Origin of the sequence: Lunatimonas sp., from assembly GCF_020832325.1 — a bacterium.
GTDB lineage: Bacteria > Bacteroidota > Bacteroidia > Cytophagales > Cyclobacteriaceae > Lunatimonas.
Window position 1 is genome coordinate 28033 of record NZ_JAFIEU010000016.1, and the last position, 26525, is coordinate 54557.

At 42.8% G+C, this 26525-nt stretch carries 20 protein-coding genes; 1 reads left to right on the top strand and 19 read right to left on the bottom strand.

Annotated features, from left to right (window positions below; genetic code table 11):
* Positions 1-104: 104 nt before the first annotated feature.
* From JJU34_RS05850 to JJU34_RS05940, 19 genes are all read right to left on the bottom strand, one after another.
* Complete coding sequence (locus tag JJU34_RS05850; RefSeq protein WP_228691395.1) at positions 105-1022, bottom strand: NAD-dependent epimerase/dehydratase family protein; 918 nt, start codon at positions 1020-1022, stop codon at positions 105-107.
* Positions 1009-2208: a glycosyltransferase family 4 protein gene (locus tag JJU34_RS05855; RefSeq protein ID WP_228691396.1), complete on the bottom strand. Its 1200-nt coding sequence runs from the start codon at positions 2206-2208 to the stop codon at positions 1009-1011. Before JJU34_RS05855 ends, JJU34_RS05850 begins: the two co-directional genes overlap by 14 nt.
* Positions 2208-3731, bottom strand: coding sequence for a heparinase II/III family protein (locus tag JJU34_RS05860; RefSeq protein ID WP_228691397.1), 1524 nt, complete (start codon positions 3729-3731; stop codon positions 2208-2210). The genes JJU34_RS05855 and JJU34_RS05860 overlap by 1 nt, the downstream gene beginning before the upstream one ends.
* 117 nt (positions 3732-3848) lie before the next feature.
* Complete coding sequence (locus tag JJU34_RS05865; RefSeq protein WP_228691398.1) at positions 3849-4370, bottom strand: Gfo/Idh/MocA family oxidoreductase; 522 nt, start codon at positions 4368-4370, stop codon at positions 3849-3851.
* Positions 4371-4538: 168 nt separating this feature from the next.
* Positions 4539-5642, bottom strand: coding sequence for a glycosyltransferase family 4 protein (locus JJU34_RS05870; protein WP_228691399.1), 1104 nt, complete (start codon positions 5640-5642; stop codon positions 4539-4541).
* Between the two features lies 1 nt (position 5643).
* Entirely contained in the window at positions 5644-6627 is a 984-nt protein-coding gene (locus JJU34_RS05875) for a hypothetical protein (protein WP_228691400.1), read from the bottom strand.
* A gap of 16 nt (positions 6628-6643) precedes the next feature.
* Complete coding sequence (locus tag JJU34_RS05880) at positions 6644-7720, bottom strand: glycosyltransferase family 4 protein (protein ID WP_228691401.1); 1077 nt, start codon at positions 7718-7720, stop codon at positions 6644-6646.
* Positions 7717-8259, bottom strand: a complete 543-nt coding sequence (locus JJU34_RS05885) for an acyltransferase (RefSeq protein ID WP_228691402.1) — start codon at positions 8257-8259, stop codon at positions 7717-7719. Before JJU34_RS05885 ends, JJU34_RS05880 begins: the two co-directional genes overlap by 4 nt.
* A gap of 1 nt (position 8260) precedes the next feature.
* The gene (locus JJU34_RS05890; protein WP_228691403.1) at positions 8261-9478 is read right to left on the bottom strand and encodes an O-antigen ligase family protein; all 1218 of its coding nucleotides are present in this window, start codon (positions 9476-9478) and stop codon (positions 8261-8263) included.
* A 1-nt stretch (position 9479) separates the two neighbouring features.
* Positions 9480-10658 carry a hypothetical protein gene (locus JJU34_RS05895; protein WP_228691404.1) on the bottom strand — a complete coding sequence of 393 codons (1179 nt, stop codon included), beginning with the start codon at positions 10656-10658 and terminating at the stop codon, positions 9480-9482.
* The gene (locus JJU34_RS05900; RefSeq protein WP_228691405.1) at positions 10619-11830 is read right to left on the bottom strand and encodes a PQQ-binding-like beta-propeller repeat protein; all 1212 of its coding nucleotides are present in this window, start codon (positions 11828-11830) and stop codon (positions 10619-10621) included. The genes JJU34_RS05895 and JJU34_RS05900 overlap by 40 nt, the downstream gene beginning before the upstream one ends.
* Positions 11830-13116 (bottom strand): polysaccharide biosynthesis C-terminal domain-containing protein, encoded by a 1287-nt coding sequence (locus JJU34_RS05905; protein WP_228691406.1) that lies wholly within the window; start codon positions 13114-13116, stop codon positions 11830-11832. Before JJU34_RS05905 ends, JJU34_RS05900 begins: the two co-directional genes overlap by 1 nt.
* Position 13117: 1 nt before the next feature.
* Positions 13118-14410 (bottom strand): UDP-N-acetylglucosamine 1-carboxyvinyltransferase, encoded by a 1293-nt coding sequence (locus tag JJU34_RS05910; RefSeq protein WP_228691407.1) that lies wholly within the window; start codon positions 14408-14410, stop codon positions 13118-13120.
* Between the two features lie 232 nt (positions 14411-14642).
* Positions 14643-15692: an NAD-dependent epimerase gene (locus JJU34_RS05915; protein WP_228691408.1), complete on the bottom strand. Its 1050-nt coding sequence runs from the start codon at positions 15690-15692 to the stop codon at positions 14643-14645.
* A gap of 301 nt (positions 15693-15993) precedes the next feature.
* Complete coding sequence (locus tag JJU34_RS05920; RefSeq protein ID WP_228691409.1) at positions 15994-17043, bottom strand: SDR family oxidoreductase; 1050 nt, start codon at positions 17041-17043, stop codon at positions 15994-15996.
* 889 nt (positions 17044-17932) lie between these two features.
* Positions 17933-20362, bottom strand: coding sequence for a tyrosine-protein kinase family protein (locus JJU34_RS05925; protein ID WP_228691410.1), 2430 nt, complete (start codon positions 20360-20362; stop codon positions 17933-17935).
* A 109-nt stretch (positions 20363-20471) separates the two neighbouring features.
* Positions 20472-21293 carry a polysaccharide biosynthesis/export family protein gene (locus JJU34_RS05930; RefSeq protein WP_228691411.1) on the bottom strand — a complete coding sequence of 274 codons (822 nt, stop codon included), beginning with the start codon at positions 21291-21293 and terminating at the stop codon, positions 20472-20474.
* Between the two features lie 514 nt (positions 21294-21807).
* On the bottom strand, positions 21808-22830 hold the full coding sequence (locus JJU34_RS05935) for a metallophosphoesterase (RefSeq protein ID WP_228691412.1): 1023 nt from the start codon (positions 22828-22830) through the stop codon (positions 21808-21810).
* Between the two features lie 26 nt (positions 22831-22856).
* The gene (locus JJU34_RS05940) at positions 22857-23906 is read right to left on the bottom strand and encodes a hypothetical protein (protein WP_228691413.1); all 1050 of its coding nucleotides are present in this window, start codon (positions 23904-23906) and stop codon (positions 22857-22859) included.
* A gap of 269 nt (positions 23907-24175) precedes the next feature.
* On the opposite strand from JJU34_RS05940, the gene JJU34_RS05945 reads away from it, so the two are divergent.
* Positions 24176-25177, top strand: coding sequence for a polysaccharide deacetylase family protein (locus JJU34_RS05945; protein ID WP_228691414.1), 1002 nt, complete (start codon positions 24176-24178; stop codon positions 25175-25177).
* Positions 25178-26525 lie beyond the last annotated feature (1348 nt).

The following is a 26525-nucleotide window of genomic DNA, read 5'->3' on the forward strand; positions in this document are numbered from 1 at the left end:
TCGACGATTCCACAGTTCGACAACCTCCGAATCGATGGATTTTCAAAGTCAGAAGGTTCCACGATTCAACAGTTCGACGATTCGACAGTTCAAAAATTTTTTATTTAACGGACCATCTCTCCAACCCTATCTAACACCCGTGTAGGATTCCAGCCTAGGAAGGTTCGGGCTTTTTGGTCATCGAAGGTTAGGGTAGAGGTGATTTTTTGGATCTTGTCGCTGTTGACGGGAAAGCGGCTGCCCAGCAAATCGCCCACCCATCCCAAGCCTTTGGCGGCTATCATGGGTACTTTGAAGGGGGACTTCTTCCCCAATACGCCGGCTATGGCCTGCTCGAGCTCACCGAAACTCGGGTGGTAGCCGTCGGTGAGATTGTATATACCGCCGGCTTTCGCAAGTTGGGGTACGATGCCCGCAATATCCTCTGCCCAGACGATACTTTTTCGGGAAGTTGCCGTGCCAATACTTGCGTATCTTCCCGTGTTGATTCCGTTGATCATCGCCCCCAGATTGCCGGGAGGTTGAGGGCCTGCCACCAACGGAAGGCGCAAAATACTTAAGGTTACGTTGTTCTTGGCCGCCCAATCCCGTAGCCATTCCTCAGCCAGGATCTTGCTTTTTGCGTAGGGCGTGCTGCCTTGTAGCGGGGTGTCCTCATGGATCATCTCACCGGAGTCCTTTCCATACACGGCAACGGTGCTGATAAAAATAAAAGCTTCCGGTTTTCCCGGAAGCTGATCAATGGCAGCACAGAGGTTTTTTGTGCCTTCTAAGTTAACTCGATAAAATTCACTTTCCTCTTCAGGTGTTCTGGGCACTACGTGTGCTTTGCCGGCGGCATGTACGACGGTATTAAAATAATGCTTTTCTTCAAAAACAAAAGGCGATGAAATATCCGCGTTTATCTCCTGCCGCTGTCTATCCAAGCCTATTAGGTGGAATCCATTGTTTTCTAGCTTTTTCGACAAAATACTACCCAAAAAGCCACCTGCCCCGGTCAGTAGAATACTACTTGGATTCATGTACTTGCTTTAATATTGTTAACATCTTCCCCGCTAGATAATCCTTATCGAAAAAGGTTTTTGCCACACTTAGGCTTCTTTTCCCCATTTCCTCCGTGGTTGCTACGCCATCTTTCATCTTAATGAGAAATTTTGCTAATTGTTGGGGATCATTTGGATCGAGTGTATAGCCGACCTGATGCTCGTCAAGGAAGTCTTTCATCCAGCCTTGGGTATTTTGGATGATCGGTACCCCGGCGGCCAGAGATTCAAAGAATTTGTTTGGAGAAGAGGTGTCCAAGACGGGTGTTCCTTTTAACGGAACCAATGACACAAATGCATGTTGTACATAGGCGACTAAATCACTTTTGGGCATTAAACCTAAGCGGATAAAGTTGCTGATTTCTTCCTTTTGGGCTAGGTCTTCCAGTTCCTCCCTTTGCTGACCCTCGCCGATAAGAAGAATAATAATATCCTCTCTCCCCAACTTTTTTAGTTCTTTAGCGGCTTCATAAAGCCAATAAGAATTATTGACCATTCCTATATTTCCCGTATAGATGGCGTAGCTTTTTGGGGTAACCCGGTTTGAAATCAGATTTAGTGGAGTAGAGAAAAGAGCAATATTGGCAGCATTGGTGACATCGTCTACATATGAGATACCGAAACGCCTTTTGATGTTGTTTGTCATTCCCGGGGACAGGGTTACAATATAGGAAGATGCCCTATAACAGACTTTCTCAAACCAATAGGCGGCCCTTACCATCAGGGGGTTATTGATGATGCCCAACTCGATAGCACCCTCCGGCCAAAGATCTCTGGTTTCGAACACCAGCTTTCGTCCTCTGATATATCTGGCAAGTAAGCCGGGAAGTCCAACAGTAATTGGACCGGAAGATGCAATGACCAAATCGGCAGGAAGGGTCAAAGCATAAAAAGAAGACAGCAGGCTATATTGAATAAAAGACCAAATCCTTTTGAAGAAGGACTGTTTATTATCAATGGTGACATTGATGATTTTTACATGGATACCTTCAAATTGTTGATCCTCGATAAGCTTGGAGGCACTGATATCTGACTTACTATACACACTGGTGACAACGGTCACCTCATGTCCTTCCTTTACCCATTCCTTGGCGAATTCGTATACTCGGGTTCCCCAGGAGCCTTTAGGGGTGGAAAAATACTGGTAAAAATAGACTATCTTCATTATCGCTTAAAATTGATAGTTGTGTGAAGTTTTGTAGTAAAATACACGCGAAGGACTGTCGCGGAGAGGGTCTGATTAAAGCCTATGGAGAACTGGTAGGATTCGGAGGTCAGATTATAAGCTCCTTCAAAATGAATTACCGTATCGTCGTTCAGAACAATTTGATCCGCTTCGGTATTCACGATTACATCAGGATGAAAGTGGAACGAGGCGATCGCTTCTTTGGCTTTTTTGCCTGATAAGGTATCTATTATCGTAAGTCTTTCGTTCTCAAACTGGAACTTTCTTCGATGGGTAATTCCAAAAGGTGACTTGTAACCATCATGTGAAGCGGCCAAAACATCGTCTCCGACTTCGTGGATATTTACGGTGGCCCTTCTTCCTACCCTGAAGGCCCCATAGACTTCAGACTGATTTTGTCCGTTGACTTCCACCGAATTGTGTGAACGTGTAGAACGTTCCAATTGCCGCTGTGGGCAATCATTGTAAGTAGATGTGCCGGCCTCAACTAATAAAGGTCTACCGTTAGCATAAAGAATAAAGGAAAGCGCATCTGCATGACCGTGCCCTGGCTGGTAAGAAGGCCCGATTGCAGCCGCATCCACAGCACATTCATACATTCCAAGCCTAAATAGAAGATAGCCGGATACACCCAATTGGTGGTTGTTTTCTGGTAGGATATTTAATTTCCTCGCATAGTCGATAAGGCCGAGAGAATTAAATGCAATGCCGTCGGCACTATCGTTAAAATGAGGAATGTCTCCGTTACTGAAGGTCATTGCTTGTAGCCATGCTAGCATTTTCTTGGCTTTCTCAAGCAACAAGGGATTTAGTTTTGACTCGATGGGGAGATAATCCAACGCCTCCAAAACCCTAAACAAGATGATCTGATGGTACATGGGGCTTAGCTCAAAATGCGCTCCATCGCTTAAGATCTGTTCCTCCAATTCTACAGCCAATAGCTTTTCCGCCTGCCCGATCCATTGCCTATTTTGGAAATAGTAACCCGCCATTAATATAGCAAAACCGTTTTCTAATAGGTGATTGCCCAAAAGATGGTATTCCAGGTTTCTTGATAGATAGTTGATCTCTCCATAGATCCATCCCTGCAGCCTAACACTTGGTTTTGTTTGTTGGTGAAGAAAGCGGATCACGTTCATCACACGCAATGACACCGGGTACGGTTCCAAGCGCAGTGTGCCTTTTTTGAGCTCTTCATATAGATCATACAAAAGCATCAGTTTGGCGTCGTCGCTTATGTCCTGTTGCCGAAGAAAATCTACATATTGGAGGTTATAATTCCATAATTTTCCGTAGTTCTCTTCACCCCAGTTCACCCGGCCGGTGTATGACTTTTCCTGATTTAGAAAAGAAAATGTATAGTGATTCTCGCTAATTTTTAATACAGGATTAGTTTTAGGAACAGGGGAAAAAGCAAGCCGTCGGGCTTGAGGCAAGTCAGCCTGTAAATAGTGCATAAATGGACCAACTCGGCGAAAGCGGTTTTTTAATTGATAAGCCACCTGAATGGGTTTCAGATGGCTTATGGTATGAATGACCTTATTGATAGATCTAAGTTTGGGAATCACTTTTGCTTTTTGATAATAGGATGATGATTTCTTTGGTGAACGTATAAAACCCTAATCTACATCAACCCAAACGCCTTGTTTTAGGCTTTTGATGGCCGCAAAGCTCGCTTTGGTGGTGTTGACCAACTCGTCCATGGGGATTATTGGCTGTACTACTTGCTTAACCGCCTGGACTAGTAGTTTAAATTGCTCCGCATGACCTTTATCCTGAGAGGAGGAGTTACTACTAAAACCCTTAAAGCCATATCCTTCTAGCTTTCGCCAGTTGTCCATTACCAAAGTTCTTTCCTGGCTATACACTTCCACTCGCTCCTTAGCATATGCCTTGCTTCCATTGCCAAAGTAGTTGATCACCGCATTGGTGCCGTTTTCGTATCTTAACAAGATAGATGCGTTGTCAGTATTTTCTTCAGGGTTAATGCCCATGGCATTGATGCAAACGGCTTTCACCTTAGAACCTGACAAATACGTGAATAAATCTATAAAGTGGCAGGCCTCACCAATGATCCTTCCGCCGCCCACTTCCATAGCATGTACCCATACAGTTGGCGGGATGTCCCCACCCCCCCGCATTCATGGTGGATAAGATGTACATAGGGGAGTTGTCTGATACGGTCTGGGGTCATGTATTTAAACTACCTTTCTGAGCGGAATATTGCATTAAGCTTGATGAATATGCGTAATTTATGTGAACTATCAAAGAATGAAACCATCATAAGTATGGGGGAAAAATATATTTTGTTAATTTTTTGAAATTATTGTTTGGATTTTATTAAAAGCGTTTGCTAGACTATTGTTAACAAGTTTCTCAGCATAAATTTGTTCACTCTTCTTCACGTGCGATGAATAATCATTTGCTATTTCCAATACTTTTTCAGATAGCCCACTTAGACAATCATTTGAGTAATAATTTATGTTACTACCACCAACAGCCCGAACAGTTGGTATATCAAATGCTAGAATTGGGACTTTTGCGAAAATAAAATCCATGATTGAATTTGGGTACCCCTCCACTTTAGATGGGAAAATCGCCAGGTGATGTGAATTTATGGTCTTAATCAAGTCCTTTTGTTCCAGCCAACCTTTAAAAGAAAGGGTTTCTTCTAATTTGTATATTTTAATGGTTTCTATTAACTCTTTTATATAACTGCCGGATCCATATATGTGAATAGAAAAATTCAACTTTCCTTGAATGGCTAAAGCAAGTTCAATTAAGTCAAGGATGCCTTTAGCTTTTTCTATTCTTGAAACAAAAATGATTTTAAATGATTCATTATTCAAGATACTAAATGAAGGAAAGTCGATTGATTTAGATTTGTTAATCTTATCCTCATCCACCCAGTTTTCTATAACAGTTAACTTACAAGGCTTTACATTTTTGGAAATGAAGAAATCCCTCCAAAAAACGCTTTGGCAGACAATGTAGTCTGATGCTGCAAATGAAGTATTTATGAAAAATCTGTATACGGAGCTTTTGTAACTGTTAATTATGTGACCAGAACGTGGAAACAAAACAATTTTCTTACCAAGAATTCTTGCCAAGATTATAGAAGAAAATTTATCAATATAGGAATCACCGGCGCTAAGAAATATAAAAATAATCCGAGCTCCTGGATTAAATAAAACTTTAAATGTAAAATTAAATTGTCGTATGAATAATCTTGGTAACCTTTTCAATACTCTAGTTTCTGAAATGTCTTTCAAAGTAGTATCCAGTTCGATTACTTCAAATTGTTTTTCAATAAGTTGATCTCTCAAGGTCGTGGACGAAAAGTATACCCCACCATAGTAGCCATTTTTAGCTTTTCTAAACGAACCAATAAATAATATTTTTCTACCTTCCATCTCACTCAGAGGTAAGTTTTAAGTGCGCTAATAGATCAATTGCTTTACGCTCTGTTAAGTCTTTAATTAGTTCATCCGGGAAATGTTCGTGCATGAAACTCCTATAATAAAACGGATCAATCTTAGTGTTCCTTTTTGTGTATATTTTTAACAATGGAATATCGATTCTAATACTTGAAATGAGTTTTCCAATTGATACTGCAAGAACCTCAAGTCTACCTAAATCAACATATTTTTTACTTTTTGATTGAAATGAAGAATTAATTATGAAATTCTCGACATGGCTCTTCTTTTGTCTATTCTTTAAAAATGGAATGTTAATCGTTGATTTTGCTGGATCCTTAATATAATCCTCAAATTTCAGATGAAAGGATCTGTTGATTGCAGTACTAGCAGATCTGTATATAAAAAGAAATCTTAAAGTTTGTAAAATTATTGCAAAGTATCTAAAAACACCTCTAGAACGTTTCGAAGCATATCTTCCTTCCATATACAGATAGCTTTTTATACTATCTTCTAAATTCCGAGAAATACAGATAAACTCAAATCCTTTTTCTCCATATTTGTTTTTCAAGATTTCCAAGAATTCCCTAAATTCTTTTGGGTGTAAAAAAAACAGATCATCTAGCTTAGTTACCCAGTACTCGTTGCCCTCTTTTAGAGTATGGCTATCCATTAGGTCTAAAAAGAATTCAAAGTAATTTTTTGGTCTGTTTGTTATAAAATAATTAATATCACCATTTGCTGATTTGAAATAATCGCTAAATTGAACATGAGAGATGAAGTTTAGTAGATTTTTAAACTTCGAAAAATTTCCCCAGTGGAACTTGTGGTGGAGGATCTTACTTTCACAGTTGCCGTAGTGGTAGTTACTTAATGCCCCTGAGATCCCTTCTAGCATTGTAAGGTTATTACATAAATTTGTCGTCCCGGTTCTAGCAGCTCCGATTACAAAAATGGGAGTAGGAGATTTCTTGATATTCATAATTTTTTTTAAAAAATTAATTTTTGAACAGATTTAGATACTCTTTAACCATTATTTCCTTATTTAAATGTAATTCTGCTATTTCTCTGCTCTTTAAACCCATTCGCTTTAGGATCGCTCTATCAGTGTTTAGAAATTCTTTTATGGCGTTTGCAATTGATTTAGGATCATGAGCTTCGCATATGAATCCGTTCTCCTTCGTTACGAAGTACTTAGCATCGGATACGTCGGTCGAAATTACTGGTTTTCCAAGTGCCATACCTTCACAAAGACTATTTGATAATCCCTCATAGAAACTGAATAGTCCGATAGCGTCAGCCTCTAACATCTTTTCCTTAATCGATTCAGTGCTTTCAAAAAAATGAAAAATGTTTTCTAGATTACTTTTTCTTATATTTTCTTTTGCTTTTTCAAAAGAGGTGTTTTGTTGCCTACCATACCAATGAATTTCGAGTTTTTGCAGATCGCTAAATTCTAGAAGACTTACAGCTGATATAAGTCCGTTTAAATTTTTATGGGCTTTATGGCGTGCTGCGATTAGCAACCTATATTTTGGGTTTAATGTTTCTTTCGTTTTTTCGGGAATCCAATACGATAAGTTATAACCATTATATATTACTTTGCATTTCCTTTCCCTTAAGAATGGGTTTACTTTCCTTACCATACCTATATTTGCCTTTGAGTTTGCTACTACATAATCGGCTAAACCATATAAATACTTTAAAGCTATCAACATTAATGATTTATTTATTTGTGGCTTTGCATTTCTGTCAGCAACTATAAGTTTCCATTTCCGGGTTGGAAGACCTGATAAAATAGCAATTAAATTTGAAGTGTCCAAAAATGACAGTACTACGTCTGGGTTTTCACGTCTAATTCGTTCTCGTATCTTTAGAATCCGGACTAATGGGTTGCGATACACTTCCTTTATGACCTTGATTTTGTGTTTAAAAATAACATCTTGGTAGAAAATAATGTCGTGATATATTAATATCGATATTTCATGTTCGTGATTTAAAGAACTCGCTAATTCAATCATCTGCCGTTGAGCTCCACCACTCCCTAGACTATCGATAACACATAAAATTTTCATTTTTTTGGATTTAATTCCCCTTTAATTATACCCTTTTCGTCGATATTTTCTAGTATTATTTTTTTCTTGTCTTTTTTTCCTTTTGTATTTATGTTCTTTTCTTTGGTTTTATTAAAATATTCTTCTGTTTTACATATATATCGAATTGGCGCGCCAGCGGCTACTGTATTTGATGGTATAGATTTCGTAACTACGCTTGAAGCACCAATAACGCAGTTATCACCGATTGTTACCCCAGGCAATATAGTAGTTTCGTTACCGATATAAACGTTGTTCCCGATCACGATTTTTCCAAAAATGTCAAAATTCTCGTTGTCTTTTCGAAATATCCAAACACCGCCATCGTGATTTACAAATGTTACACCACGAGTTATGCTACAATTATTTCCAATTTTTATTAAATATGGTTCAGACCCAAATTTGTCCGTTGCGATTCTGCAATTAAACCCTATATCCACTCCTAATCTTCTGGCATAAAATACGGGATTTATTAGAAATATTAGTTTTCTAATTACCTTCTTAATTAATTTTATAATCATCTTATTTTATTGTTATAAGGTATTTTGATGCTAATATGTAACATAAAGATGTGTTAAATATTCTATTGTCTAGTAAATTATTGGTAGCAAACGAATACATAATAATATAAAGCGCTGACGAAAAGAGTAAGTATGAATAATCATATTTCTTCACTAAATAAAGTTTAATACTATAGAAAATAAGAATCCCAATTAAGTAAATATAGAAAAAGAGTGGGATTATTCCACTTTCACCCCATACAACTAAGAAGGTGTTATGACTTGCCTTATTTATTTCCGGCAAGCTTTTGAAATTTCCAAGCCCAATTCCAGTAATAATATGTTTTTCTATGTAATTCCAGCCGTGTGCAATTATTGTTGATCTACCAGTCGTTGTCTCGTCGTCTATTCTGCCATTTATTAAATCATACAGACCTTCAATTCGTTTTTCTTGCCCCCTTGTTAAATTAGATCCTAAACTATTAAATTGGTAGGATAGGACGATAGTTGAAACTAGAACAAATATAAATACAGTTTTTTTATTTTGGTTGAAATTGATTGTTATGTATATCAGCGTTATTATTAGCATTGCTAGGATTGCACTTTTAGAGAAAGTTAAAATTGAAGCGTACATTACTAATAGAGCTAATAATATGTATATATAACGTTTTAATCCTGTTGTTTTTTTGTTTGTCAATAGAAAAAACAAGAAAATCAAAGTTTGTACGCACAAATTTCCCGCATCATTTGGATTTCCAAAGAAACCTGATTGACGGTAACCATATGATTCTGGATTGAATATATATCCAATTTCTAGTGCTCCTACAATTAATATAGCCAAAGCACTGATTGTTAATACTATAGTGTGGGCAGTTATTAAGTTATATAAGTCTATTTTTTTATATATATTTATATAATATATAGCGCCTGCAACACCAGCTATGTATATGATGGATATAGTTACATCTCTCATTTCTCCGATTGCCTTATCATTTTGGTAACCTAAGAATACTAAGCTTAGTGTTCCGATTAGTAAGTAAAGAAAAAGAAAGATTATCCATTCTTTAGATATCGCTATCGATCTGGCGATTAAGTTTAATCTTATTAGTTTATTGTATATAAATGCCAATAATAAAAGTATCAATGGTGATATTAATGCTGTAGCCCCTGTTAGAGCGTTTAATATCCCATTAAAGTTTAGTATTACTATTACTGATATTATAAGGAGGTATATTCGCATGTTAAATACTTCGATATAATTTTTTAACCAATAAGAGAAATCCTTTGGATACTTTTTGTCGATCCACAGTGTACGGTATTGTATCGTAAATTTCCCTGTATTTTTGGAGTTTTGTTTTGACGTTAAAATACTTATCGAAGAAATGTCTTGTATTTGTCGTTTCCAGATTTTTGACCAAATCTATTATATTTGATAGTTCCTCTGTTTCATTTATTTCTTCAATAATTGTTCGTTCAGAGAAATTGTAATGTAAAAAGGTTTCTATATTGTTTTCCGTTATTATTATTGGTATACTTTGTGTTTTTGTAAATCCTAAAGTCGGTTTTCCATATTGCATTGATTCCATTGCTGTTCTTCCGGTTCCGATCACGATATCAAACTGATTTATCAGTTGTGATGCATTCGTCACATATTCCTTATCAGTTAGTAATATTGTATTTGCTTTTATATTTTTTATCGTTTCATATGTCTCTGGGGTTTCTATTGATCCAACTATATATAGTTTTGTTTTTATACCGGAGCTGTTTAATCTGTTTGTTAAGTTTATTGATGCTCTTATTACTTCTAAGTATTTCGTTGAAATTCTATTTATTCGGAGGATATTTAATGTGTTTCTTGAGAGATCTAATTTTACTGGGGAGTTTTTTGTATCTACTTCATCTTTTATTCGGTTTGGTATTAGGTACAAAGGTGCTTTTCTTTTCTCTTTTTTTATAATATCCTCGTAATTTTCTTTGCTGAACAATATTGTTGGTACATCGAAATAGAATTCCAGATTTGGACCTCCACATTTCGTATATAAGAGTTTCCATTTTTGCTTTATATTTATTAGTTTAATAACTTGTAAAGAGGTTAAGTCATAACAATGGATTATGTCTGGTTTTTTTTCTTTTAGGATGATGAATAGTTTACTAATAAAAGTAAGGGTTATATTCGTTTTTATAAAATTAAAGTTTTCGCTTTCTTTTAAAACTTCCGAATGTGCTTTTCCGAAATTAATTATAAAGGAATCATTGGAAATTATACCCGCTTGCTTAAATGAATCATAGTGTGTTTTTAAACTTCTGTAATGACCACCTAGACCCTGTTCTAACTGCGTAAATATTATAAAACCTACTTTTGTCGGTTTTTTTTCAATATTCAGTTGTCTATTTCTATTTCCAACACTTTCGACTCCCATGTTGCTGTTAAAATTTTTGATTTTTCTGTGATCAATGGAATCCCCAAGGCTTTTCCGTATGTAATTGTTACAGGACTTGTTTGCTTGTTTAATTGTATTAGATTTAATCGTCCTGTATTGAATGACAATTTAGAATTTATAATGATATTTCCAGATTCATCTATAGAAGAGTTTGTCCATAATCCTAGATGTTTACTACCTATTTTCCATTCCTGCAATATTTTCCCCGTTATTTTAGAGATTTTTTTAAGTTCTCCGTTTAAGCATGGGATAACTATAAAATCTTCCTTCGGAATTGTTGCTGAGCCTCTTATACCAGTATTTAAATGTTTTTTCCATAAAAGATTTCCTTCTAGGTCAAATTTGTATATAATTGATTTTTTGTTTCCTATGCTCGTTGAACAATATATCTCCTTTTTCTCAGGATCGATTGCGGGAGTTGCCCATGAATTAAAAAATCTTTTAAGAGGCCTCTCCCAAATTTTTTCTCCTTTTTTGTTTATTGCCATCAATTTATTAGTTTGGGACAGTGCTATAATCACCTCTTGGTCTTTATGAGTTGTAATGGCTACGCTACTTAATGCTTGGTGAAAATGTTTACTTGTTTTTCTTTTCCAAATTAACTTTCCTGTCTTATATTCCAGGGAAACGATTCCTAATCCATATAGATTGACTATTATATTGTTGTTTTCTAGGTAGTTTGGTGAACACCAAGCTGTTATCCTTTTAGTGTTTAAAGATTTTGCGTGATAGTCATATATAAGGTAACTTGTTAAAAATGAAAAAATTCTGCTTATTCGATTTGTTTTCATTAGTTCGCGATATCCTTCAAAGACCCATATTAATTCTCCCGTTAAAGAGAGACAGATTACATCGAGGTTATTGCAACAAAAGTAAAGGTTGTTGTCGAGTAATAGAGGACTCGAGTATACTTTATTTGCTGTTTGAAATTGCCAGCGTATTTTTCCATTATTATTGAGTGAATATATGCATCCGTTGTGACATCCAAAATAGATGTTTCCCTCCTTATCAATTACCGGAGTAGATTCTGGGCCACTGTTTGGGAATTGTGGTAGCTTTTTTTCCCAGGTTACCTTTAGATTATTTCCTTCTGGTAGAGTATATATCTGTCGACCAGTTCTCTCTCGATCGAAAAGAAAAATTTTACTCATTAGTTTTTCCTTAATAACTTTATTATTGGTGCTATATCTGTTGATTGATAAGCTAGTAATTGCTTGATTGGTATTTTTGTTTCTAAGCTGTATAATACAAGGAATAAGATTCCACCAATTGAATAGCTTATAGTAGACGATATAGCTGCTCCATATGCTCCATATTTAGGAATCAAATATATATTTAGAAAAAGATTTACAAATAAAGAAGGGATCATTGCATATAATGCGATCCATGGCTTTCCCTTGCCAGCTAGGTCTACATACATCACTTTATATACGGTGAGAATTAGAACTCCAGGGATAAGGATTCGTAATACTGGTGTACTTTCGTTGAAAGCTTCTCCAAACATTCCGATAATTAAAAATTCTGAGAATATTATTAGAAAGATTGAAGCTAGTCCTATCGCAGCAAAAGAAACTCTGAGTAATTGTGCAACTTTGTAAGAAAATTGATCATTATCCTTTGAAACTGCACTTCTCGCGAATACCAAAGTACTAAATAGCATTGGTATTTGCCACAAATATTGGGTGATACCTGCGCCTTTCGAGTATATTCCAAGTTCGTATGGCGTGCTTAATTTGTCTAAAAGAATAGTATCTAATTTATAATTTAGATTAATTACTAATAATGATAGGGCATATATGGAACCAAGTGAGAGCATTGATTTGATAATTTTCCAATCAAAGCTAACTGAGAATGCTTCTAGAAACTTGTTTTTTAGTAGAATAATTACAAACATAAAAATTGGACCACCAACCAATGCCATTAAAGCACCTGATATACCTAAATTTAACGCAATTAGAAGAATCGTGCTTGCAATAAAGACTAGAAGCCCAGGAATCCAGTTTATTTTATTGAAAGTCGATATATCGTTTTTTCCCAGAAATATACCAGAATTGTACGTATTAAAAAGGGTAAATGGTATTGGAAATAAAGCCATTAATACCCATGTTAGATTTTCTCCTGATGAGCTTAAATATCTAATTAGAAGAAAGCAAATTGTTAGTGATACTACAGTTGTTAAAAACCATATTTGAGTAATGGCCGTTTTTATTTTTTCCTCGCTGTAAATTTCCTTCCCCAAAAAATAGGTCGTAGACTGTCTAATCCCAAGAGATCCTATACTCATAAATAAGGAAGGATATACTGCGAGTGCTGCTATAGTGCCATTGCCCTCTGGCCCAAGGTACCTGGCAGTGACTATTGATGTTCCAATACCCGAGAGTATTACTATTACCTTTGAAGCGCCAACTGCAAATAAGTCTTTTATGAAAGAGGCCACGTTATTCTTGTATTAGGTTCAATTTTATACCTAGAGCAGCTAGTTTTTCCTGTAGTTTGTTGTAGCCTCTTAATGCCATTTCAGCGTTGTTTACTGTGGAGTCGCCCTGTCCCAACAAGGCAGCCATCAATAGAGCCATGCTTCCTCTTAAGTCGGTAGATGTAGCTGTGCTGGCGTTGGGGCTTATGTTGTGTTTTCCTCTAGTGGTGATAGCACCTTTTTCCCAAGATAATTGTCCAGGATAAAATCGGTTCAACTCTTCGCAGTATTTAATTCTTTCGGGATAACGGTAATCAAAGATTCGGCTTATTCCATCTGCGTGAAGGCCTAACAGTACGTAAAATGGCTGCATATCTGAGATAATACCTGGGTGGGTTCCAGTAGCTAGTTCAAAAGGTTGGATTATTCCGTTTTGAAGGCAGTCGGGGGTAATATGTATACTTCGGGTATTTCGGTAATAATCGATTCCTGCTTCATGCAAATGTATCAAGGGTATTTCCATCGCTGTAAAAGGTACATCTTCGATAGTGATATCTCCACCACTTAAAATTCCGTACACGAGCCAGGTCAGCGCTTCGATTCGATCGGGCATAACTTGAAAAAGGGAGCCTTGAAGGAAGGACTTTCCGGTTACTTCGATAAAGCTGTTACCTACCACCTTGATTTTCGATCCCAGTGTACGAAGAAAATCGATCAAGTTCTGTACTTCAGGGGAAATGTAAGCGTTTTTGATGTAAGTCGTTCCGGCGATCGTAGAAGCACAGATCAGTGCGCTTTCCGTACCTCCGATGGTGGTGATGGGGAAATCAATCTCTCCGGCTTTGAATCCATTTGGAGCCGTTACCTGAATGTAGTTTTCCTTTTCTTCTACCTTTGCGCCCAGGTTTTCCCAAACCATGATATGTAAATCGTATCCCCTGTTGCCTATTTTACAGCCGCCGGGATAGGGGATTCGAGCTATCCCGTTTCGTTTGATAAGTCCGGGCACCAATAGATAGGTGGTTCGGATGGGGTAATTATAATCGTCCAGCTCTACGTCGATTAAATTGCCAGATTCGATTTCAACAATTTCCTTTTCTCTGTCGACGTTAACCAAGCCACCGCATTTTCGGATAAAATCGAATTTATAGTTGGCGTCTACCAGTTCAGTTGGGAAGTTTTCCAGTACTACTTTTTCGTCGGCAACGAGGGAAGCAGCTAACAACCGGGTAGCTGAATTTTTCGCACCACTTACGGTTACTTTTCCTTTGGGGACTTGACCTCCGGAAATCTTTGCTGTTATATTCGATTTCATATTTAGTAAAAATTATAGAAATGTTGCTGTTTTGTCTAGAAATGAGAAATACCTACCCGAATGGCAGCTATAGCGGTTTCTTGTGTTATTTATTTAATCTAAAGAATTCACGCTAATTTTTTATTCTGTAGCAACCCATGTAAGTAGCCTTTTGAATGGGTAATTCAAAAGAGGGGATGTTAGTCAATGAATCTCAGATCTTGGGCATAATTACCCATTCCTTTTTAATGTGCTAAGACCTGACATCATTTTTTTGTAGTATTGTTAGGTTCAGCCGGTAGTATTCATTATACCAGTCTATAAACTGGTTGATTCCTCTCTGGATTCCGATGGCGGGTTTGTAATGGAAATCCTTTTCCAATCCGGCAGTGTCCGCCCAGGTTCTTTCCACATCCCCTGGCTGCATCGGTAGCATTTCTTTGTTCGCCTTTTTTTTAAGGGATGCTTCAATCGCTTCGATAAAGTCCAGCAGTTTGACCGGATTTCCGTTTCCAATATTGTAAATGGAGCAATTTTGGGGAGCCTCCTTTTCCAAAATTGCCACTACTCCGTTAACAATATCGTCTATGTAGGTGAAATCCCTGGAAAGATTGCCGTTGTTAAAAACCTTGATTGGTTGGTCGTTTAGTATGGCGTCTGTAAACAAGAACATGGCCATATCCGGCCTGCCCCAAGGGCCATAGACCGTAAAGAAGCGTAAGCCTATCGTCTGAATGCCATACAGATGGCTATAGGTATGGGCCATCAGTTCGTTACTTTTTTTGGTAGCCGCATACAGGCTAATCGGGTTGTCCACCCTATCGTCTGTTGAGAAGGGTACCTTATCATTCAAGCCATATACACTGGAGCTACTGGCATACACCAACTTTTTGATCCCGGCATGGCGTACGCATTCCAGCAGGTTGGCAAAGCCCGTGATATTGCTGTCGATATATGCCATGGGGTTTTCCAAGCTATACCTTACCCCCGCCTGTGCTGCGAGGTTACAGACCTTGTCAAATGTATGGGTGTGAAAAAGCTCCGGCAAAGCCTCTCGGTCTTCCAGATTTAGCTTGATAAATTGAAAGCGATCGCCGTATTTTTCCCCGACAACGATCTGGTTGTAGGGTAGTTGGTCATCAGCCCTAATGCCCAATTCGGCAAGACGGCCGTATTTCAGGTTAACATCGTAGTAATCATTGATATTGTCCAAGCCAAGGACTTCGTAGCCCAACGCGAGCAGTTGCTTGCAAAGGTGGAAGCCTATAAAGCCAGCGGCGCCGGTGACGAGTATTTTGGTCATGTCTTTTGTGATTTGTTAGGGTGTCGAATCGTTGAACTGTCGAATCGTGGGACTGTCGAACTGTCGAATCGTCGAATCGTGGGATCGGGGGAAAATCGAATCTCATTTCTCATATCTACCACCTCATATCTCATCAGGGAGATTGCTTCGGCTTGTGTCTTATGTCTAACGTCTTATGTCTTAAATCTATCCCCAAGCCTCGCAATGACGGAGCGAGTTTGGTTTCGCTTCGAAAAGCCACCGATTCGACAATTCGACGATCAAACGATTTAACAACAACGACGATCAAACGATTCGACGATCAGACCGACAAAGTCTCCCAGTACCACGCGCAGGCTTCTTCTAATCCCGTACGCAGGGAATATTGGGGCGCGTAGCCAAGAACCATTCGGCCCTTGTCGATGGATGCCAGGGAATGGGGCACATCCCCTGCCCGGGCAGGGCCGTATTGGAATTCGACATGCTTGATTTTGGGATCGTACGCGGAAAGGCCTTCCTTCAATACCTCAGCCAGTTCGTTTAGGGACGCCCTTTCCCCAAAGGCCACATTGAATACCTCGGAAAGGCTGCCACCCTCCTTGGCTTCGGGTGTGCCCGGCGTAGCTTCCCGGTAGTCTTTCAAGCGGCCTATTATATCTGCTGTAGGCACCGCCGCGGCCCGTTCATTGGCCTGTATCACATTTTCGATATAGGTAAAGTCCCTTGAATACGATCCGTCGCCGTTGATTTTGGGGCTTTCGTGCCGGATCAGGGAGGCCACAAATTTGGGAATCACGGCAGCATAGGCACCGTTGGGATCTTGTCGTCTGCCGAATACATTGAAGTAGCGCAGGCCAATGGTCTCTATGCCGTAGATATCGGAAAAGTTCTTGGCAAATAGCTCGTCTACGTACTTGGTGATGGCGTAGGGGGAGAGAGAGTTTCCGATTACGTGCTCTACCTTCGGCAGGGCAGGGTGGTCTCCGTAGGTAGAGGAGCTCGCTGCATACACAAAGCGCTTTACGCCGGCCTCCTTGGCCGCGAACAGCATTTTGACAAATCCGCCAATATTGACGTCCACGCTAGTAGCAGGATCCTGAATGGATCGGGGTACGGAACCCAAGGCTGCCTGATGCAGCACATAGTCGCATCCCGCTACGGCCTTGGCGCAGTCGGTTTCGTTTCGTATATCTCCTTCGATCAGAGTAAAGCGGCTATTTTTAAAAGCCCCTACCAGGTTTTCCCGCTTGCCGGTAGCAAAATTGTCCAGAACTACGACCTCGTTATCCTGTTCCAGCAGCCGATCTACTAGGTTGGAGCCGATAAAGCCGGCGCCGCCTGTAACTAGTATTTTCGAGTTTTCAAGTTTCATTTGTTAAAAGTATATATTCGCTACCTCTCAGTAGACAGGTGCGTGAAATAAAGTAGAAATAAGGTTGAAATAGGATTGATATAAGCTGTGTAGTTTTGGCTTGGTGGGCCGTCGGTTGGGTTTTATCTTCAATCGTTTTCGTCATTGCGAGTGACGCAGGAGCGAATCAATCTCATTGGTGATGTCGAATCGTGGGACTGTCGAACCGTGGAACTGTCGAACTGTGGAATCGTCGAATGCTGGGATCAGAGGAAAACCGAATCTAAGGTTTCAAATCTAGCATCTCAAATCTCTAGTCTTATATCTTACGTCTCAGCAGGGGATTGCTTCGGCTTGATGTCGGTTTCGGAGTCTGAATTTCGCTTGTCGTGAGTCTTCTAGATACTCTCCGGATTTTGCCCTTCTCCAAGCCTCGCAATGACGGCGAGGTTTTAAGTCTTAAATCTTACGTCTCCAGAAGGGATTGCCGCGGCTTGATTTCGGTTAGGACGTCTTAATGTCGCTTTTGCTGGGTCTGCTAATTAGTCTTCGGATTCTGCTTTTCTTCAAGCCTCGCAATGACGGTGCCTCTCGTCATTGCGAGGAGTGGGCGACGAAGCAATCTCTCTAGTACTGTTGAATCGTCGAACCGCGGGACTGTCGAACAGTTGAATCGTCGAATTGGCGAACTGTTGAACTGAGGAGTTTACCGTCTCGATCTTAAACCAGTCTTTAATCTTATGTCTTAAGTCTTACGTCTCCCCAAGGAGATTGCTTCGGCTTGTGTCTTATGTCTAACGTCTTATGTCTTAAATCTATCCCCAAGCCTCGCAATGACGGAGCGAGTTTGGTTTCGCTTCGAAAAGCCACCGATTCGGCGATTCGACGATCAAACGATTCGACAACAAAATCATTTCTTCCTCCTCAAGGCCCTTTTCCACCAAGGCAATACGACCTCTTCGTGGTAGCCATAGGAGTTGCCGTAGCCGTACCCGTACCCATACCCGTAACCGTAGCCATAGCCCAGGTCTTTGTGTACGTCGTTAAAGAGGGCGTAGATTTTCGTGACGCCGCCTTTGTCCACCAGGTTGTTGAGGATTTGTACGTTTTCGCGGTGCGAATAGTCCTGCCTGAATACGTAGAAGCTGACATCCGCATACGCAAAGAGTTGCTTGGTTTCGGAAACCAGACCCACTGGAGGACAGTCCATCACCACCACGTCGTAGGCCTCCTTCAATTCGGCCATGGTTTTGGTAAATTTTTCCAGCAGCAATAGTTCGGAGGGGTTGGGCGGAATGGGACCGGAAAGGATAATATCCATATTTTCGTATCCGGAGGGCTTGACCACATCCTTCCAAGTGGCTTGGGAACTTAGCACCGTGCTGACCCCCCGGTCGTTGGAAAGGTCAAATTCCTCGGCGATTTTGGGCTTGCGTAAGTCCAAACCGATCAGTAGGGTACGTTTGCCCATCAGGGCATAGGCCGCCGCCAGGTTGATGGACGCAAAGGTCTTGCCCTCGCCCGAGATGCTGGAGGTAAACAGGGCGGTGATCTTTTCTTGATTGGGCACCAGGTAGCTGATATCGGCCCGCAGGCCCCGGAAGGACTCGGTTACGGTGGATCGGGGGCTGGTAAATACCGGTACGTTTTGTCCGGTGGTGTTTCGGCCGATGGTTCCGATCAAGGGAACCCGAGCTTCTTTTTCCAGGTATTTGGGGTCCTCTAGCTTGATATTCAACATATCCCGTACGCTGATAAAGCCGATGGGGATGATCAAGCCCAAAATCAGCCCAATCAGCATATTCAATGCCTTGCGAGGGGCTATTGGAAACTGTCCGGCTTGGGCGGTGTCCAGTATTTTGTTTTTGGGCATATTGGAGGCCTTGGTGATTTCGGCTTCCGCCCGTTTTTGCAGCAGGTAGACGTAGATATTTTCGTTGATGCTAAATTGACGTTGTATGCCCAGCAGGCGGCGTTCGGTGACGGGGAGGGTGTTGATCTCTCGCTCTACCAGGCGTATGCGGCTGTCCAGTTCGGTGATCAGGGTTTGGTTGTTGCGGATGGCGGAGTTGACATTCTCCTGCAGGGCCCGCTTGACACTCTCGATCTTGCTGTTGATTTCCCGGACTGCCGGAGTTTGATCGGAGAGGTTGGCCGAAAGGCTGATCTTTTGGGCTTGAAGCTCGGAAAGGTTTAAGACGAGTGCATTTAACAGGGGGTCTGCCACGCCCATCACGGAGGGCGCCACGATGTTATTCAGGTCGTCCCGGTTAAGGTAGGTCTGTAGCGTTTGGTAGTAACTCAGCTGCAGTTCGGCGGTTCCTTTTTCTTTTTCCACTTCCTGTAGGCGGGAAAATATCTGATTGCCTTCCTGGGAAAGGTTAAAGATGCGGTTTTCCGAACGGTATTGCTCCAGGCGGTTTTCAAAATAGTTTAGGGAGTCTGTGATGCCCCGAAGCTGATTGTCGATAAATACTACCGTATTTTCCGAGGCCTTGTTTTTTTCCCGTAGTTCCCGCTCCAGGTAAGCCTCCATTAACGTATTGAGGTATTCTTCTCCTAGGCGACGAATTGGGGTCTCTACACTCAATGTCAGGATAGAAGCCATCTTGTTAAGGGAACCGACCTGTAGCCTGTTGCGGTATGCCAAAGCCAGTGAGGGCGTGTCCTGTAAGTCAAAGAAAACGGTTTCACCCGGGAGGGCGCTGGTATTTTGTACGGTGAAGTGGTAGGAATTCCCCCTGATGGGCTCTCCAAAGCGGTATTCGCCCTCGATGGCAGGAAGGTTTTCCACCCGGCTTTTGTACCGGGTATCCTGTGGATTGTACAGGGAAAAGGTTTCGTCCGCATATTTTAGGGAAAAGCGGTCCGTTCCCACTACCTGAATCTCAAATTTCCCGCCTACTAGTTGGGGTTTGCTCCAATCCACCTCTACGAAGATGGGGTTGTTGCCGTAAATTTGGGAGGTTTTGAACATCCCCTTTAGGTAGTACCGCACATTTAGATCCAGCTTTTTGACCGTTTCTTCGGCCAGGGCATAGGACTTGAGAATACCGATTTCGTTGTCCACGTTGGCCCGTGGGCGAAATATCGCAGCGGCCCGAAAGAGGTCCTCTCCCGTTCCGGAGGGGTCGTCCGTGACCAGGACCGTGCTTTCTACCCGGTAAATGGGCGTGGCCCAACGGTTGGCCATATAGGCTAGAGCCAAACCTAAAATTACGGAAAAGGTGATGATGGGCCAGTGGCTGAGGTACTTAAAAAGCGTAGAGCGTAAGTCAATTTGATCCTCCTCCATGGACTGATTGCCGGGACTAGGGGATGTATTGGGGGCTTGTTTCATTCTATAAAGGGTGATTCAGTGGTCAGACTCCCGCTAGGGACTCCCTACGAATGGTCTGATATCCGCTGTAAGTTTGATGTTATCTGTATTTTTCCTAAATGCGATTTCCTTACCGGGTTACGAGGTTTAGAATTAATGCGAATGCCGAGATCGATGAAACCAGCAGGGCCAGGGTTTGGGAGGCATTCTCTCCCGCACCTACTTCCCGTACCTTCATGGGTTCGGCGTAGAGCTGATCGTTGGGCTGTATAAAATAGAAGGGGGAGTGCACGATGTGCCGGTCGTTCAGGTTGACTCGGTGCAGGCGGGTGCCGTCCGGGTACTGCCGGATAATCAGGAGTTCGTCCCGCTTGGCCACATTGGTCAGGTCACCGGATTGCGCGATGGCCTCAAAGATGGTCATGCGGTCCTGCAATACCACGTGCTTGCCAGGGCGTCTAAACTCTCCCAAGGATGAAAACCGGATACCTCCTAGCTTGACGGTCACATACAGCTCAGACTTGACGTACTCCCGCAGTCGGGATTCGATTTCCAAGCGGGCTTCGTCCAGCGTCATTTGCATCACGGAAACCTCTCCCAACAGCGGAAGACGTACACTACCGTTTCGGTCTACCGTAAAGCCGGTCATATAATAAATGTCTCCGCCGGTTTGGGCAATCTGTCCAATCATGGCCCGATTACCTCCTCCTCCCGTCTGATCTTTAAATCCAAAGCCTTCTTTGATCATGTCCTCGGCTGTTTTGACATTGATGTCCAAAATGTCGTTAAACTGCAACCGGTACTCGGGCAGCTCGTAGGTGATCAGTTCCCCGTCGGCGATGGGCTCGTTGCCTTCCAGGTTTTGCAAATAGATAATGCGCTTGTTGGATACGCAGGACGCACCCAGGGCCAGCGTTAGGGCCACTACGAATAGCTTTTTAAACCATGCCATGAAAATCGTTGGATTTTATTGAGCGCACAAACAAAATGAATACGCCCTTAAGGTACAAGAAATTTTATTGTTATTTTCCGCAAAAAAACCAAATCAGCTCAAGTCTTACCGAAAAATAAGAAAAAATGGTTTTATAAACTTCAAAAAACAACTTTTGAAATACATTTTTAATAGGTTGTAACTAATTTTTGGTTTTGCCGTCTTGTGATGTATCTAGTTTATGTTCAAGTGGTTAGGTAGGTTTTTTGGTCTATTTTGATATGGATTAGACACAGTTTCACCACGTGAGTCCCAAGACGAACTTGCGCACGAAGCTATTAAAAAATCCTCAAAAGCGGGAACACATTTCGTGATTTTATGGATCTGGTAAACCAAATTTAATTTTCCGGTCATCCATAATCAGTGAGACCTGCCAGGTTTTTTTTCGTTGGATTTAGGACATTTTGCGAATAGGGATCCTGTATGGGGAGTGCAAACCTGGCAGGTCTGATCGGATATGCTGTCCTTTGCCTGGTTAAGTTTTAAGCGGAAGGAAATTCAGCTCCATAAACGCTCCGGTGGCATTGGGTGCCGTGACCAATTGGGGGATGCCCTGTATCATGTCTACAGACTGCCTATGTACATGCCCTGCGAATACCCCCAGCAGGTTGGGGGCCTGAAACACTTCCCGGTAAAAATCCATGGTCACCTGCGTGTGTCCGGCCTTGGGCCAGCGCTGCCGGCCTTCCAGTTCGTGGTTGCGGTCTGCTTCCCAGCCCCAGTCGGGATGTCCGCACCCGTAGCCCACGGAGCGGCCCGGTGCGTAGAGGGGTATATGAACGAACAGGATGAGGGGTTTTCCGACCTGTACCTGTGCGCGGAAGAACTCCAATTGCGCTGCCGTGATTTCGTAGGTGGAGTTGTCCAAGGAGAGCACGTTGACGCCTTTGATTTCCCGTACGGCCATCAGGGGATCGGCTCCCTGAAACAGGGGCTTGAGGCGTTTTTCGGACCATTCCGACCGGAGCGCGTCCAAACTTCCCTCCATGCCTTCGTAGTGCCAATCGTGGTTGCCGGTGGTGTAGAGGTATTCCAGTCCGCTGCCCTGCAGACGCTCCATCACCCATTCCACGGCTGCCTCTGAGGGGAAGCTAAAGATATCCCCGGAGAGTCCTACCAGGTCCGCTCCCCATTCCTTGGCATGCGCCAGGGTTTCTTCAAAGGCTGCCTCCGGGTGGGTGGTCTCGCCGCTTTGCCAGTGGGTGGTCTGATTATAGGCTTTGGCCATGCGGGCACTGTAGCGGGTATAAGGGAGTCCCCGCGCATCGTCCCGAAACAAGTGGGTATCGGTGACGTGCAGGATTTTGGCTTCCTCTTTTAGGCCCTCCACGTAGAAGGTTGCCTGATGTCCGTTGATACTGACAGTGCGTTGTAAGGCAGGTGTAGCCGCAGAGATGCCCACTTTCCGGGCTGAATAGGGATAGGCAGCTGCCGTGGTACCCAGTCCGATGCCCAGGGTACCTGCTGCCATGCGTGAAATGAAACCTCGTCGTTGCATAGGGTGGTCGTTGATGCTTCGTGTGGTTAATTGCCCAGGTTGATCACTACCTTCCCGAGGGAGACCACCACCTTCAGCAGGCGGTCGTGGATGTTTTTGCGGGCATCGGGAAAGGCATTGCGGTTGTAGCAATCGATAAAGTCGCTTAGATGCAGAAACAGCTTGCTTCCCCCGTCGGTCAGTTCCACGCTGATTTTCAGTCCAGAGCTAAATTCTAATTGCACGAGTTCGGCAGGTCCCAGTTCGGTCTGTCCCTTTCTGCCGGTCAGCTTGTTTTGGAACACATCCTTTTTAAAGTCCGAGATCGAGACCAGCTCTTCGTTGATGCTGTCAGAGGGTGGCTTCGTGCGAAAGCGGTCAAAGATTTTTTTGTTCTGCCCTTCGGAGGAAATATTGAAGGTTTTTTCGCCAAACAGCTTATAGGTCAGCTGTAGGTCTACGTGGTGCATGTAGATACCGGACTCTCTGCGGGTCAGGCGTTCTACCAGTTCCCGGATCAGGGTAATGATCTTGCCGGCATTCTCGGTCGGATCGGCGCTGAGCAGGACATGGTTTCGGTCGTCGCAGGCAAGAATAGGCAGTCCACTGACCTGTTCCTTTTCGAATGCCTCTCGAAGCGCCTCGTAGCCCACGTGGCTTTCCCGGTACACGCCTTCGTTTCGGGTAATGATTTTGTCGATTTGTTGGGAGAGAATGGTGCCCTTGATGACCATTCTGCCCGCCTCGCTTTCGGAGGGGTTGTGGCTGAGGAAGTGGTCCACCAACATGGCTGCCTGCTGATGGGCATTGAGTACCAAAAATTTGCCTTCCTGGTTTAGGTAGCCGATAATCACGCGCTTCAGCGACTTGTCAAATCCCAATGCAAAGTCGATTTCCTGTTCACGGGCATCATTGGCAAGGGGAAGCAAAAACTTAAAGTTTAAGTTTTCGTCATCGATTTTCTCCGTGTCGTAATATACTGGGTCAGCAGCGATATCCCCCAGCAGGTGTTCCAATTTCTGGCCTTTGGCGGTTGCGGGAAGGTATAAAATGCCTTTGATTTTTCGGGCTTCCGGGGAAGCTTCTGTATGTTCCATTACCTAAAATTGTGTTATTTGAAGAGCAGATCTGAATCTGCTTGGATTTGACGTGCCTGTACGCAAGTATTGTGTATCGGAGCTTAAAATTATACGCTTATGCGGTAGAAAGCAAATGCCATGCCCCCGTGCATGCTCCTTGGCCCGGCATTCCTACGGCTAGCGGATGGTGCGAAAGGGTCAGGAAAGCATGGAATCCGGTTTTTTGGTAGTCCTTTTTTTCAATTTTCCGTATTATGGGAGAAAAATTAAAAAATAACCTCTTACCCATGCGTACAAAAACCATCGGAATCCTTGCAGTTTTAGGTGCCTTTCTGGCCCTTCCATCCCTTGCCCAAACCTATGCAGAGCGGCTGGGTTACCCCAAGGGGGCCAAAGTGATCATCTTTCACGTGGACGACACTGGAATGTCCTATGAAGCCAATGAAGGAACCATTTTATCCATGGAGCAGGGATTGTCCACGTCTTGCTCTATCATGATGCCCTGTTCCTGGGTACCCGATTACTTTGACTACTTAAAGGATTACCCGCAGGTAGATTCAGGTGTGCATCTGACATTGACTTCCGAATGGAAGGGCTACCGCTGGGGCCCTGTGGCGGGCAAGCCCACTACCCCTACTCTCGTTGATCCGCAGGGTTATCTGTGGCCTTCTGTTCGGGATGTGGTGCAGCACGGAGATCCGGAGGAACTGTATAGGGAGATCAAAGCACAGGTCGATAAGTTTATTTCGATGGGCTTTCAGCCTACCCACTTGGATTCCCACATGGGAACTCTCTTTGCCAGTGAGGCCTTTCTGAAAAAGTACCTGCAATTGGGCGTGGAATATCAGATTCCGGTGATGTTTCCCGGAGGGCATGCCACTTGGATACAGCAGGAGAGCAACGCCAGCAACCTGAATGTAGAACAGCTTCAGGCTATTGGCAAGATGTTATGGGAGGCCGGGTTGCCGGTCTTGGATGACCTGCATACAGACAGCTACAGTTGGAAGATAGACCCATCCATCGAAGGAGATGACAACAAGATTCAGGCGTACAAGACAGCCAAGTTTATAGAGACCATACAAACGCTACAGCCGGGGGTGACGCAGATCATTACCCATGCGACCAATTCCACGCCCCATTTTGAGCGAATCTCCCCCAGCGGATCCCTGCGTAAGGGCGACATGCTGGCCATGATGGACCCCAAGTTAAAGGAGTTTATCGAATCCGAAGGGGTGATTTTGACGACTTGGCGGGAGTTGATGGAAAGAAGAAAGAAGGTGGGATATTGAAATGATATATGCTTTGCGAAATTTAAATGATATATGCTGCGCGAAATACACTTCGTGATATATGCCTTCGGTGATATTCAAATGATATATACTTCGTGATATAGGTGGATATATGCCTTCGGCGATATATTAGCTTGAAATTGCGAAAGTGTGCTCGCTTCGGATCGTTAGTTTTGGTAGCGAGGTCGGGTCGTTAGTTCCGCATTGGTCTAACGTCTTATATCTAACGTCTTATGTCTTGAAATATGCCTTCGGTGATATATTTGGTAGCTGTTGACCTTTGAGGTTTTCTAAAACCTCGAAGGTCTTTGGGCGACTTCAGGCATTTTGGGGTTTTGGCGGGAAAGGGATGTCTCCGCAACCGTATTTGGCGGCCAAAACGGAATTAAACTTGTTATCTCTTTCCCCGGGTTAACACCCGGGGCTACTGGTATTTGACTCCGATGGGGTCATGCTACTCCTTTGGCATTGAGAACGAATCCCTCCGATTCGACAATTCGACGGTCAAACGATTCGATAAAAAGACGGTCTGATATCAACGGTAGCCCACTAAGGCTCGGGTTTTGGCGAAACGGGGATGGCACCATGGGCATTTATTGCGGCCAAAACTAGCGTGTTGTGGTTGTTTTGTTTTCCTATAAACATGGCACCCCTTCGGGGTTGCGGCACCGGTTCGATGGCGTTTTGCCAACCCTATTTAGGGAATGGCGAATGGCTACTATCTCACATCTAATTTCTCATAATCTCCAAAAACGACCCCGAAGGCGGTCGAATATTTATAGCCCCGGGTGCAAACCCGGGGAATGGAAATCAAAATCATCCCCCCGTTTTGGCCAGCCACAAAGCCAATCATGCCTACACCCTATCGCCAAAACCCCACAAGGCCTGTGTAGGCATTCTTGCAGCTAGTTGTTTGTCAAATTTAGCCTAGCCTTGAAACGCCTCCGATTCGACGATTCGACGGTCAAACGATTCGACAAAAAGACGGTCCGATATCAACGGTAGCCCACTCAGGGTCAGGTTTTGGCGAGATGGGGATAGCACCATGGCCATTTATTGCGGCCAAAACTAGCGTGTTGTTGTTTTGTTTTTCTATAAACATGGCACCCCTTCGGGGTTGCGGCACTGGTTCGAGTCATTTTGCCAACCCCATTTAGGGAATGGTGAATGTCTACTATCTCACATTTAATTTCTCATAATCTCCAAAAACGACCCCGAAGGCGGTCGAATATTTATAGCCCCGGGTGCAAACCCGGGGAATAGAGACCAAAAATCATCCCAGTTTTGGCCAGCGGTAGAGCCAATCGTGCCTACACATTCTCGCCAAAACCCGACAAGGCTAGAGCAC